Annotated in this window: 12 protein-coding genes and 1 pseudogene; 9 read left to right on the top strand and 4 right to left on the bottom strand. The window is 33.3% G+C overall.

Annotated elements, in window-relative coordinates:
* Nucleotides 1–59 precede the first annotated feature (59 nt).
* The 3 genes from AC07WY_RS05250 to AC07WY_RS05240 all read left to right on the top strand — a co-directional run bounded on the left by AC07WY_RS05250 (nucleotide 60) and on the right by AC07WY_RS05240 (nucleotide 2,183).
* On the top strand, nucleotides 60–1,037 hold the full coding sequence (locus tag AC07WY_RS05250; protein WP_494735870.1) for a hypothetical protein: 978 nt from the start codon (nucleotides 60–62) through the stop codon (nucleotides 1,035–1,037).
* A 10-nt stretch (nucleotides 1,038–1,047) separates the two neighbouring features.
* Complete coding sequence (locus tag AC07WY_RS05245) at nucleotides 1,048–1,620, top strand: SMI1/KNR4 family protein (RefSeq protein WP_494735869.1); 573 nt, start codon at nucleotides 1,048–1,050, stop codon at nucleotides 1,618–1,620.
* A gap of 104 nt (nucleotides 1,621–1,724) precedes the next feature.
* A complete protein-coding gene (locus AC07WY_RS05240; RefSeq protein ID WP_494735868.1) occupies nucleotides 1,725–2,183 on the top strand; it encodes a DUF2846 domain-containing protein in 459 nt (152 codons plus the stop codon).
* A gap of 152 nt (nucleotides 2,184–2,335) precedes the next feature.
* On the opposite strand, the gene AC07WY_RS05235 is transcribed toward AC07WY_RS05240, so the two are convergent.
* Together AC07WY_RS05235 and AC07WY_RS05230 are read right to left on the bottom strand one after the other, a co-directional pair.
* A complete protein-coding gene (locus AC07WY_RS05235) occupies nucleotides 2,336–2,905 on the bottom strand; it encodes a hypothetical protein (RefSeq protein WP_494735867.1) in 570 nt (189 codons plus the stop codon).
* A gap of 11 nt (nucleotides 2,906–2,916) precedes the next feature.
* The gene (locus AC07WY_RS05230) at nucleotides 2,917–3,426 is read right to left on the bottom strand and encodes a hypothetical protein (RefSeq protein WP_494735866.1); all 510 of its coding nucleotides are present in this window, start codon (nucleotides 3,424–3,426) and stop codon (nucleotides 2,917–2,919) included.
* A 336-nt stretch (nucleotides 3,427–3,762) separates the two neighbouring features.
* On the opposite strand from AC07WY_RS05230, the pseudogene AC07WY_RS05225 reads away from it, so the two are divergent.
* Nucleotides 3,763–4,036: pseudogene (locus AC07WY_RS05225) on the top strand (transposase); the annotation flags it as partial.
* A gap of 398 nt (nucleotides 4,037–4,434) precedes the next feature.
* Here the strand turns inward: AC07WY_RS05225 and AC07WY_RS05220 are convergent.
* On the bottom strand, nucleotides 4,435–5,214 hold the full coding sequence (locus AC07WY_RS05220) for a hypothetical protein (protein WP_494735865.1): 780 nt from the start codon (nucleotides 5,212–5,214) through the stop codon (nucleotides 4,435–4,437).
* 153 nt (nucleotides 5,215–5,367) lie between these two features.
* Here AC07WY_RS05220 and AC07WY_RS05215 point away from each other — a divergent pair, with 153 nt between their 5' ends.
* From AC07WY_RS05215 to AC07WY_RS05195, 5 genes are all read left to right on the top strand, one after another.
* Nucleotides 5,368–7,053, top strand: a complete 1,686-nt coding sequence (locus AC07WY_RS05215) for a hypothetical protein (RefSeq protein ID WP_494735864.1) — start codon at nucleotides 5,368–5,370, stop codon at nucleotides 7,051–7,053.
* Nucleotides 7,054–7,433: 380 nt separating this feature from the next.
* Nucleotides 7,434–8,444 carry a YagK/YfjJ domain-containing protein gene (locus AC07WY_RS05210; RefSeq protein WP_327857441.1) on the top strand — a complete coding sequence of 337 codons (1,011 nt, stop codon included), beginning with the start codon at nucleotides 7,434–7,436 and terminating at the stop codon, nucleotides 8,442–8,444.
* Between the two features lie 54 nt (nucleotides 8,445–8,498).
* The gene (locus AC07WY_RS05205) at nucleotides 8,499–9,476 is read left to right on the top strand and encodes a hypothetical protein (protein WP_494735863.1); all 978 of its coding nucleotides are present in this window, start codon (nucleotides 8,499–8,501) and stop codon (nucleotides 9,474–9,476) included.
* Between the two features lie 144 nt (nucleotides 9,477–9,620).
* The gene (locus tag AC07WY_RS05200) at nucleotides 9,621–9,854 is read left to right on the top strand and encodes a helix-turn-helix transcriptional regulator (RefSeq protein WP_494735862.1); all 234 of its coding nucleotides are present in this window, start codon (nucleotides 9,621–9,623) and stop codon (nucleotides 9,852–9,854) included.
* 742 nt (nucleotides 9,855–10,596) lie between these two features.
* Nucleotides 10,597–10,758, top strand: a complete 162-nt coding sequence (locus AC07WY_RS05195) for a hypothetical protein (protein WP_327857438.1) — start codon at nucleotides 10,597–10,599, stop codon at nucleotides 10,756–10,758.
* A gap of 300 nt (nucleotides 10,759–11,058) precedes the next feature.
* On the opposite strand, the gene AC07WY_RS05190 is transcribed toward AC07WY_RS05195, so the two are convergent.
* Entirely contained in the window at nucleotides 11,059–11,298 is a 240-nt protein-coding gene (locus AC07WY_RS05190) for a DUF2171 domain-containing protein (RefSeq protein WP_327857437.1), read from the bottom strand.
* Between the last annotated feature and the right edge of the window lie 119 nt (nucleotides 11,299–11,417).

The following is an 11,417-nucleotide window of genomic DNA, read 5'->3' as shown; positions in this document are numbered from 1 at the left end:
CCTTTTCTGAAGTAGATTCAAGAGGGCAGAGTTTTGAAAGTGAAACAAGAAAAGGCTGGATGCTTGCCAGTGAAAAAAATCAATATTTCGGAAAACAAAGTTTAAAAGAACAGCTTAAAGACTTAGAAATAGCACAAAATATTGTTAAGCAATATAAAAATGCAAATATTGTTTTAAAAAATGGTCAAACTGAGGTTATCGACTTTTCGACAAATAAGCCATTAAAAGTATTTATATCAACAAATGAGCAGTTTAATGATCCAACCAAATTGACAGGGGCAAATTACTATATTGATCCTGATTTAATTACATCTAATCGTATTAGAGTGACTGTTCCAGATGAATTAAAAGAATTTTCGAAAAGTACAACAAGTTACATTCAAACGCACGGAACAGGAATAGCAGTTCCAGATTATACTGAACAAAACTTTATTGGAATGGGCGTAGGAAAAGTTGCTTCTAAATTCCTTTCTGTATTTGGCATACAAGCAAGTAAAGCAGCACTCCAACGTTTGGCTGTACAGGATTTAAAAGGTGGATCATTAACACAATTAGATGGAATTAGAAGCATTTTAGCTAAAAATAAAATCGAAGCCGCTCAAAATGGGAGTATTCCATATTTAAACACATCTGGAAAGCCAGATAGGTTATCAATTGCCACAGCACAGGTTGTAGATAGTAATGGAACAAAAAACTATATAGCTATTAATGGGGATAATTGGCATGGTAATGCACCAGATCAAGTGACCATTAATAATATTGTTTATCAAGTGATTCGAAAAGACAATCCAAATGTACTGCCAAATATGCCTAATGGAGATCAATTTAATGGGAATCATGCTGAGAAAAAAATTATGGCATATTTAATGGAACATAATTCAAAACGACCTACAAGTATTGTCCTTAATATTCAGAATACATCTCAACAATCCGTAGGTGCTTGTCAAGGTTGTGGGAGTACAGTCAATATGTTTATTGAGAAAAATCCTAACTTTTCGATGTTAGTAAATCATGGCCCTACCCGTCAAAATCCATAAGGTAAATATTATGAATGACTTAGTTGCAAGACTTGCCTCTATAAGAGCAGAAAAAAACCACTTTATTGAACACTTAGATCGAATTAAAGGGTATATGGAAGAAGAAATAAATAAAATTGAAAAGCTGCATAACATTTCTGTACATGGGCAATTTAAAGAACTTCTTATGACAATGGGGAAATGTTCAGGCGGGCTTTTATTTGGTGATAATTTTTATATATATGATTATCATTTAATAATGGGTATTGCTAGGCAAAAAGAACTAATGAATGAAACAGATCCAACAGTTAAGTTTTTAGAAAATTGTGGTGTATCAGATTTAGTTGAAAAGCAGTATTTTGAGATATGTGGAGAAAATGAGCATACAAACATTTTCTTTATGTATACAAAGGATCATAACGATATTGTTTATGAATGGGATCAAAACAATAAAACTGTAAGAAAATTTGGAACATTGTTTGAGTATTTAATTCGATATAGAAAAAGTTTAGGTTCATATTCTACAGGAGGTACTGTTCGTGGTGATGAATATCCAACTTTATTTGATGAATTAACGACTGGAAGATTATTGCCTTTAGTTTAAATCAGTTAACAGATTTTGAATTTATTGATATTTATTAAGTTTGAAAAATTTTAGATTGATTTTATGCTCATCAGAACTGTAATTAAATTTTAAAGGAACGGAAAATGAACAAAACGTTATTTACTGCAATTACAACAGCTCTTCTTTTTACAGGTTGTGCATCAGTACCCGTTGCAAATCAGGAACTAACGGCATCTGCTAAACAATTTAAGCAGCCAGAACAAGGAAAATCTGGATTATATATTTACCGTACTGGTGGATTTGGTGGTGCACTTAAAAAAGATGTCAAAATCAATGGTAACTGTATTGGTGAAACGGCGCCAAATGTTTTCTTCCATGAAGAAGTTAATGGTGATCAGGAATATATAATTTCTACAGAATCCGAATTTTCACCTAATGACCTTAAGCTTCAAGCAAAGAGTGGGGAGAATTACTTTATTAAACAATATCTAAGACCAGGTCTTGTAGTTGCTGGAGCAGGTTTGAAATTGGTAGAAAATGCCCAAGGTCAGAAAGCTATCCAGAAATTGAAACTGGCAGAAAAGGGAACATGTAACAAGTAGATTTTTCTCGTGGTGTTAAGCGGTTGATGGAAATTTGTTTACTCGTAACAATTAGATCTCATAGCAGATGTGCTTTTTGGTACTAGGCAGAAAAACTGACTGATTGTAGGTTGAATGCTTAGTACCTATTTAAGGGAAACCAATAGAAATTTTTAATTATGACCCATTTTATTAATTACACGGATTGGGACAGTATAGCCTTGTCTGACTATTGGACGAGGTTCAATAAAGTTTTTTAATGGTCTAAGTTTTTTTGGATTAGCATACTCACCTGCTTTAATACCTGTGATTAATTCAGTAATAGATTTTTTTGTTGTTAAATCAGTTATCCAAAATACACAACCCTCTTGTTTATTTGGATTCATTTCATAGCCAATTTGATATGCTTTGTTTGCTTCAAAATTCGCTTTGATTAAATTGGTATACTTAAAGCCACCTCGTCCACACCAAATCTGTATGTCATGTTGGCCTGCAAATATCGTAAGTGGATTACTAAGGTTTTCACGCCCGTTCTCCACTTTTTTTTGATCTATAGCAAAAATATAAGCGATTGTGTCTGCAGTATATTTATGCTCAAACATATCACCGATTATTGTTGCTGTCTGTTCTGAGGTAGTTGGTTGAGTATAGTATTCTATCGGCGTTGTATTTTTAGGTGTGCTTATACAACCAGTAAAGAGTATAGGGAATGAGAGCAGAAATATTTTTAAAGATAAGCGCATATAAAACTCTTTTATTTGTTAATGATAACTGGAACATAAATTTGTTGAGGTTGATTTACTGATGTGTGAGTAAATTGTTTATCTGTTATGACTTCACCCGTTGTTAAATTCTCAACCCAAAACTGGATACCTTCTTTATGACTATTTTTATCAGCTTGATTTGTTTTAATTTGATATTTTTGTCCTGATTGAGCATTAAAGCTTAGCACACCTGATGAAAATAAATGTTGAGCATCAGAAGTGAAACGAATCGTTGTTTGCGTAGGTAAAATCGAATAGATTTTATTCCAATCTTTTGACCAGTCTAATGTGGCTTTTCCATTGATTTGATTAATATAAATACGTGCATTCACAAACCTTAAAGGGGTGTTCGTTTTTTGAAAACCTTGAATTGTTGCGAGTTGTGTTGAATCAATATTTTTAGGCAACTGATAAAGTAATTCTTTAGGAATCTCTGCAAGAGTGAATTGTGTAAAGCATAAAGTAACAATTAATATTGTTTTAAAGAATTTATTATTCATACAAAATTAAGCCTATAACGTTAGAAGCTATCTTTAGAACTTTACTATAAGTATTCATTAGTGAGTATATAACAAATGACATTGGTCCAGCAGAATACATTTATATACTTTTAAAGTAACTCATTCTGAATTGTTAATACAGTATATAATTTATGAAGAATGACATTTCTTAGAGTGTATGAAAAAGGGATTAATCTGACGCGAATGCATCTGTATCCACAGCCAAAACTTAACAATTGCTTTATCCTAGGCCTGTAATTTTTACTATTACAGACTTAAACCAGCTTTATTGAACAAACTTATTCTTAAAGTCTTCTTTAGCAATATAATTTCCGAATAAAGAAGCCTGCGCCAAAACTCTTTCGTACAACTAATTGCTCTTCATATAATCGTGCTTTAATAAATCGTGGAAATATTTCAATTTGGTTTGATACTAAGACTTCATAGTATGCTTATTCGCAAGGAAAGCATGGACGAAATCAAACCAATTCCGATACAGTGATTCAATGCTTTTTGATGATCAAATCTCTATTCCGGCTTTCTTTGCATATATTAACAGAGCTTCGCTTAAAGCCTCATTAGCTTATATGGTTTGACTTGGACAGTCCCAAAAATTTTTCAAGGTAAACTTCACGTAATAGGGGAATTATTACGAGTTTGAAAATTGATACGATATAGAAATAGTATCGAACTCTAATCAGCTAAGGTAAACAAGTCTTTGTTTTGAAATAGATAGATACAAAGAAATTATAATGAAGTAAAAATAGCAGTAAAAAAATTAAATATATAATATTTTGTTTATTAATATCAATTGATTATATTTTTAATGTGACTGTCACCGCTTCCGCCAAATATTAAAAAAAGCCCTTGTATTAACAAGGGCTTTTTTCTTACCTAAGTTTTTGTCCCACATAGTAACCCACATAAAACTCTGGATTGAATAGAGCAGAATTAGAATGGATTGGATAGATTTAGACTCCAGTTTAATTCTCTGTTTTTTGAATTAATTTAATTAACCTGATCCTGAACTTCTATCATTGAAGTTGCTTTGTCTATTTTTGTTTTAATTTCTCCAGATAATTTGCCTAAAAGGGATGAGATAGCACCACTTTCAATTACAGCTGTATACGCTTTTTGATCCAATATGTTTTCTAGAATTTGATTCAATTGCTTTTTGAAGTCTTTAGCAACATAGTCAGATAATGAGTTACTGAAATTTTCTAATTTTTTATTGTGTTGAATGATTAGAATCTTATTTCGTTCTTTGTTTTGATTATTTAGTTGTTTAAGAAAATTGATTTGTTCACTTTGAAACTGTATCGTTATTGCACTTTGTCGGTTAATTTCTTTTGCTTCTCTCATTTTTAAGCTTAAACCATCCATTAGGAAGTTAAGCCCATTTTGTACAGTACCCAACTTATTATTCTGAATAACTTGTTCGAATCTAGTCATCGTTTTTTGATCTATAAAAAGCTGCTTTTTAACTCTATTTTCATTTTTATTTTTTAAATTAAATTTAAACGTGCGGAAGTCTTTTTTGAGTTTCTCGAATGTACTTTTAGAAATTGTTACATTTACTATCGATAAACTTTTGAAGTCTTCTATTACAGCACGTAGTTCTGGATCTGGGTTAAATGCGGGAGAATCTGAAATATAGTATATCTGTTCCTTCTCTATGAAATAGGGAGCAATGTCTTCAAGTAATTCTATTTTTTTATTTAAAAATTGTTTTTTTAAACTCTTTTCTTTATTCAACCATGTCTGAAGATTCATAACTTTATTGGCCATTTTTTACTCATTATATTAATAAAAAAATAAATTAACATTAAATAAATATTAAATAAACGTTAATTAATGAAAATTATATTTATAAGTATTCAATCATGCCTATCATTAAAATATGTTAATATTTTTTAAGAGTATACTTGGGTTGGAAGTGCAGTGAACAAAACTGACTTAGTTCTATATACGTTACATCTTTTGAGATCACATCAGATTAAAAATAGTGATTTAACTCCCTATGAGCATTGGGTCTTATTGCGTTTTATTCTTGCATTTGGAACACAGACCTGTTCATTACCTCTACTCGAATTAGCTGACACAATAGGGGTGCAACATAAAAAGCTAAGAAGGGTATTAGAAGAGCTTCAAAAGGAAAACTTAATCACTGTGAGTTATCCAGAACAGGGCAAGCGTGCAAGAGTACGGCATATCAGACTCAGTGATAATTACTTCGGCAATTTACAATCTAATGAACTTAAGTCAGCTGAATATCTTAAAAAGAAAATTGACAGATTAAAGCAACGGTTAGCTTTATATCCCATGATTGAAAAGATGCTGGAAGTTATTCAAACCATTTCGATCAGTACTGACCAAGAAAGTGACCTTGATTTTAGTTCAGCATTATTGCTATTGACGCTATTAACACATAGCAATCAATTTGGCATTGTGATGGGCTGTGGGAATATCGCAATATATAAAATGACAGGTCTAAAAAAACAACCGATGTATAAGAATTTGTATAAGTTAATCGATTCAAGATTTATAAGAAGTCGAGCTGAAGGGAGTATTCGTAATGCATTTATCTCATTTGAAGATCCAATTTATTGCTTGAACCTATCACATTCTCTTTGGGGCGAGTCGGCTACTTATGGTCGATTTTATATCATCGAATATCCAGAAAAGCACCAGTTTGAAGTGAAACGATTGGCTCATATTAAACATCATATATCTGAAAAAATAAAAATAGAAAATTTAGACATAGAAAACGCAGACTTCTTGTGCGACCCGATCAGTTATTTATTTGAATCTCTACCTGAAAGTCGGGATTCCTTTATTCAATACCAAAAAGCAGAATATGACCTTATTTTTAGGGCAGTTAAACAGTTAAGTGAGCATGATGCAGACTATCTCAAATTGATTAGATTTGATCAGTTAGGTGTTCAAGAACTTAAAGAAATGGTTTACAGCTATAATCAGGGAGATGGCTTACTACAGTGCTATCTTGAGCAGCATTGTAGTGAGCTCTATGGTAATGATGGTTCAGTTTATAAGCAGTTGTTGCAAGGGGCTTTAGTAAGGCTCCAACATCAAGGGCTGATGGCATTATTTGCGACTAAAAAATATTATTTTAAAGAAATTACTGATACTAAATTCGATGAGACACTTAACGTAGATCGTTATGCTAAGTACTTAGTAGAGCATCAGATGAAAGAGAGCAGACAAGCTTCCTTTTATAGGGTATTGATGTCAATGTTGGACTTAATCGCTTTTAATCAGATCTATCTTTATTTCAAGCTTTCCAGAGGATTTGAGGAGCAAGAAAGGATTGATAATAAGAAATATAGAGTCCTCACGATGAAACCCCCATTTAGAATTTTACCTCGAAGTATGGAGCAGACCCGATACAGTTGTATCTTCGTTCCTGATATTGAATTGAAAGAAGACCGGTTTTTTTATGGAGCAGTTAAAGTGCAGGTTGAATCATCTTTGCAAATTGATGAAGCTGAATTCATATCCATAATCTCTGAACAAATTACACCTTCGGATGAGGAGCTAGAGCAGTATGGTATTTTAAGTTCTATCGCTAATGACAAATTTCAGTATAGTAGCGGTGTGGTTAAATAAATAGAAAATGGATTTCCCCCTTAACTATCGCAAATCTGATTGATATCAATCTTTCAGTATTACGAGAAGGTAACAACTTGCAAGATATGACAGGCCTTTAATTTTTGTCTTCAGGCGAAGTCGGTAAATATTATTATTAGATTAGTACTTATTAGAATTATATTAGTACAATTAGTAAGTTAGTGATTATTAGGTATGTAGTATGAGTAAATAATATCATATCAATACCTAGTATCAGATTTATCTTCACTCTATTTCTCAGTAGACCTAAGCAACTGAGAATGTCATATCTCTGTCCATAAGATAGTACTACTCTCAATCAATCATAAATTACTGATTACACCTTAGATATGTCATATTCATATCTAAGGAAATTCTTCATGTTGTCATTTGATTTATCGCATCAAGCAGCAGTCTTATCTGCAATAAATCACTTTATCGAGCTCAGTTTAAACTTTGATCTTAGTGATCGAGAACTTGTTACTTACCTGGAGCAGTTGATTCCAGCCTTTAAAGCATTTGATCAAAATGGGGTTCAGTACAGTGCCTCGATTCAAGCATTTCAGAATGTAGTTGAATTGATAGATGATGCACGAGATGCAAGTATTTTAATGGATTATCTGGATCAGCTTTCTTTAGTCCAGATTAAGGAGATAAGTCACACTATTTTGAAGTATCGTTCTGCAATTCTTGGGGAGATACGACAGTTTCGAGATCAAGAGAGAGACAATCAGAAAGCATTCCTAGAACAAGTAAAAACCATTATCTATGACCATTATCAGGTCTTACTTGTTCGCGTTGATCTAGGATATTTGAAAATCTCTATGCCAGCTATTAGCATTAATGATTTCTATGCACATATTGTTTCTCTCATCAGATTTATGAAAGATAAAAATGGCTGTTTTAAGCATCTATTGGGATATGGGCTTGCTCTAGAGCAAGGTGTAACAAAAGGCTATCATGGACATCTTCTGTTGATGTATAACGGTTCTAAGCGAGATCAGGATGGCGATCTCGCAAATAGAGTGACGAAGAAGTGGGAGTCTATTACCAATAATGCCGGATATGGTAGACATTCAAATACTTCGGAAATTAAAGAGAGGTATCTGGCTAAAGGAATTCTGGGCGTCGGGATGATTAAGCGAGAGCATCCATTGCAGGTCATGAATGTTTTAAAAGTGGCTAAATATCTTGTTGAACCTGAAAAGCATGGACAAATGCTATTGGTAAAACCAGTTAATCGTAGAAGCTTTTTTAAGGGGATTTATAAACCTCATGGACGTGAATATCAGACAAAATTTGTGCTCCCTTCGGTAGACCCTGTGCAAGTCATTATGGGGAGGCAGAATGATATTGCTTGGTTTGAAGATCTGTTGATACAGGAAATGTAAAAAAATATCAGACTGTACGTCCTATGAACTTATTTCTTTTATAGGACGTTTCAAATGACGTTTCAATCACCAGATTTCACCACAGCTCCTCGTCTAGAAAATGACATATATGCGTTTTATAGAGAAGTCCACTTTAGCAAACCTGCTGAAGGAGTTAAGTATGATGATCATTTAAAGCAGATACAGCATGCATGGCAAAGTATATTCTTGGCTTACATCAATGACTGGAACTTCTTGCTTCAATTACGTTTAAGGGATTATGAATTTAGTTTTTGGTTAAATTGTTTTCATAAAGCTTATTTATATATTCTGGTACAAGCAAAGCTTTCAGATGTCTTTTTTCAACCATCAAAACCTCAGGATGAACAATGGTTAATCCAAAATATTCTGAGAAAGCTAAGCGATCTCTTTGAAACTACGGGCTTTCATGAACATATGAACCAACAGAATGAGCGATATAAGAAGCGTATTGATTCTATTCGAGAAGCTTATTGTGCGACAAGTGAGTTGAGTGTAGGGGCAATAGATCATAAGTTCTACCTGAGTTATCTGGAGGGTTCAGAGCTAGTTTTCGACATTGGTGAACTTACAAAAGCATATCATTCATTCGAGAAAAGGCTTAAGCAACAGCTTTGGTATAACAGTCAGGTTATGTTCACTTTCTATGATGTTGTTCGAAATACTAAGCTCAACAGGTATATGATCCGTTTCTATATGACGATTCATAAGACTTTTGATTCTGAACATATAAACTATGAGCTATGGATTGCTCAGCTATGGTCTGAGGAGACAAGCCGTATGGGAATACTCTTAAATAAATTCAAGCTAGAAAATCATGGAACAAGTGAATTCATCATTAATGATGTGAATAATGATGAGATTTTTAACTGGGTAGAGCCAAATGATCCACTTGAAAATCTTGATCACTTGCCAACATCGGTGACAAGCACGAGTAAGCAAATGGAGAAGCTATGTGTTTATCCATTTGGTTTTAAGACCTTTCATGGTAAGAAAGGGGCATTCTTCAAGTAATATCATCTTAGAGTAAATAGTTTCCCTACTCCCATTTGATGGGAGTAGGGATGTGTATCTCTTTTAATTGCATCATTATTTTTTATTGGGTTGCACATGCTATGTGCAGAAAGCACGCCTTCATATCGAATAGGAATTAATCTAATGAATGCGATAACTCCCCCAAATTTCCCAATCAACCAAATTTTAAACATTAAACAATTGATTCAAATTACAGGGCTCAGTCGAGCTACAATATATTCGTTGTTAGATCCAAAGTCTAGGTATTATGATTCAAGTTTTCCAAAGCAAATATGTTTATCTACCAATCGAGTTGGGTGGATCGCTCAAGAGATCCAAGAGTGGATTCAGTCGAAGATCGCTCAAAGAGTTACTTAATTATCAAAATATCAAATATATCATGAGGGGGATGATGCCCCTCATTTCAGTATCTATATAAAAAATGCAGTTCTAAAAAAAGATATTACAAATTCCCTGAGCAGGTACCAAGTAGATTTAAACGGTAAAAGATTGTGCCTTTCAATAACAATTTAAGCTATGGTATATGACAAAGTCTTACCCAATTCAACTAGTACTGTCGTGGATGCCAAATCATGTAAAGTATTGAGCTACGAGGCGGTATTGAATGGGGTGGAATTAGATTTGTGATGGAGGGTGAACTGGCCAACCAAACCAAAATGAAATCGCACAATGGTTGCAAGACTTGTCGGTAAATAATCTTGTTATTCAACAGCTCTTGCGAAGCCATGCAACAAACTAAGTTACCCTTTAAACATGATCAATCGAGTCTCTAAAATGCCTGTCTCCCATACAATATGAAAATCCTGATGCCTTATTGAACACTTCAAGCTGGCTTTTTATGGGTATTTTGGGTGCATTGATAGCGTCAAGATCACTCTCCACCGATATTTATTTACCTGCTATGCCTCAAAGGGTACATGAGTTAAATGGAAATGTTGAGCTAACAGTCACAGGATTTTTGGCTGGTTTGCATTGGCAAAGTTGATCGAGGGGCCAATGAGTGATCGCATTGGGCGGAAGGTTCCTTTAATTATCGGCATGATCACCTTTGGTGATAAGTTCAATCGGTTGTGCGTTGTCACAATCTATAGAGCAAATTGTGTTTCGGCGTATTTTTCAGGATTTTGGTGCATGTACTGACCCTATGCTTGGACGTGCCATGATTTGTGATCTATATGGTCGAACCCAAGCAGCACAAATGCTTTCAACACTGATGGTAATTGCATCGATTGCAAGGTCACTCATGGGGGTAAATCATTAAATTCAGTACATGGCATAGCATTTTCTGGTTGTTGACAAGTATGAGTATCAGCAGCTGGGTCAAAAAATTATACTAGCCCATTGAAAAATTAGTGAATATAATTTTATTATGTAACGATATTTTTTGAAAAGTTGTTAAACCATATGTGGATTAATGAATTGGATTCTAATTAAGATAAATTATAACTCTAAATATAAATACTATAAATTTTGAAAAGTATAATTTTAATATTTTTATTAAAAAGAATTCATGGAGAAAAATCATAATCATATAAAGTATGGTTATGATTTTCTTTTATATTTATACAGCTTTCCACTGATTACGGACTTCTTCTGAGTTTTTATTCAGGATAACTTGATCACCGTTTACATCACTGATCCAAGATGTTGGAATTAAATGATGTTGACCATTCGGATCATCATCACGAGTTAATTTCACCTGACTATCGCCTTCGAGATGATCAACTGTACCGACTTGTGTGCCACAAGATGCAATAACATTCGCGTGCTTTTTAATATCTTGAATATTGAAAGTAGTCATTTCAGCCTCTTCTTTATTAAAAATAAAACGATTTAGAGGGTTTATATTACCGTGTATTTTTATTAATTCTTAAATTTATAATAATAGTTACAGAATATCCTTTTAAAATAACTTAACAC

This window comes from Acinetobacter sp. GW821-FHT01C12 (assembly GCF_059422625.1).
This window is presented reverse-complemented; position numbering and strand designations above follow the sequence as displayed.

Excerpts from the sequence above, each read along its gene's own strand:
- AC07WY_RS05210 (WP_327857441.1), top strand. The coding sequence starts at position 7,434 with ATGTTGTCATTTGATTTATCGCATCAAGCAGCAGTCTTATCTGCAATA.
- AC07WY_RS05250 (WP_494735870.1), top strand. The coding sequence starts at position 60 with ATGCTTGCCAGTGAAAAAAATCAATATTTCGGAAAACAAAGTTTAAAA.
- AC07WY_RS05205 (WP_494735863.1), top strand. The coding sequence starts at position 8,499 with ATGACGTTTCAATCACCAGATTTCACCACAGCTCCTCGTCTAGAAAAT.
- AC07WY_RS05200 (WP_494735862.1), top strand. The coding sequence starts at position 9,621 with ATGAATGCGATAACTCCCCCAAATTTCCCAATCAACCAAATTTTAAAC.
- AC07WY_RS05190 (WP_327857437.1), bottom strand. The coding sequence starts at position 11,298 with ATGACTACTTTCAATATTCAAGATATTAAAAAGCACGCGAATGTTATT.
- AC07WY_RS05245 (WP_494735869.1), top strand. The coding sequence starts at position 1,048 with ATGAATGACTTAGTTGCAAGACTTGCCTCTATAAGAGCAGAAAAAAAC.
- AC07WY_RS05235 (WP_494735867.1), bottom strand. The coding sequence starts at position 2,905 with ATGCGCTTATCTTTAAAAATATTTCTGCTCTCATTCCCTATACTCTTT.
- AC07WY_RS05230 (WP_494735866.1), bottom strand. The coding sequence starts at position 3,426 with ATGAATAATAAATTCTTTAAAACAATATTAATTGTTACTTTATGCTTT.
- AC07WY_RS05220 (WP_494735865.1), bottom strand. The coding sequence starts at position 5,214 with ATGGCCAATAAAGTTATGAATCTTCAGACATGGTTGAATAAAGAAAAG.
- AC07WY_RS05240 (WP_494735868.1), top strand. The coding sequence starts at position 1,725 with ATGAACAAAACGTTATTTACTGCAATTACAACAGCTCTTCTTTTTACA.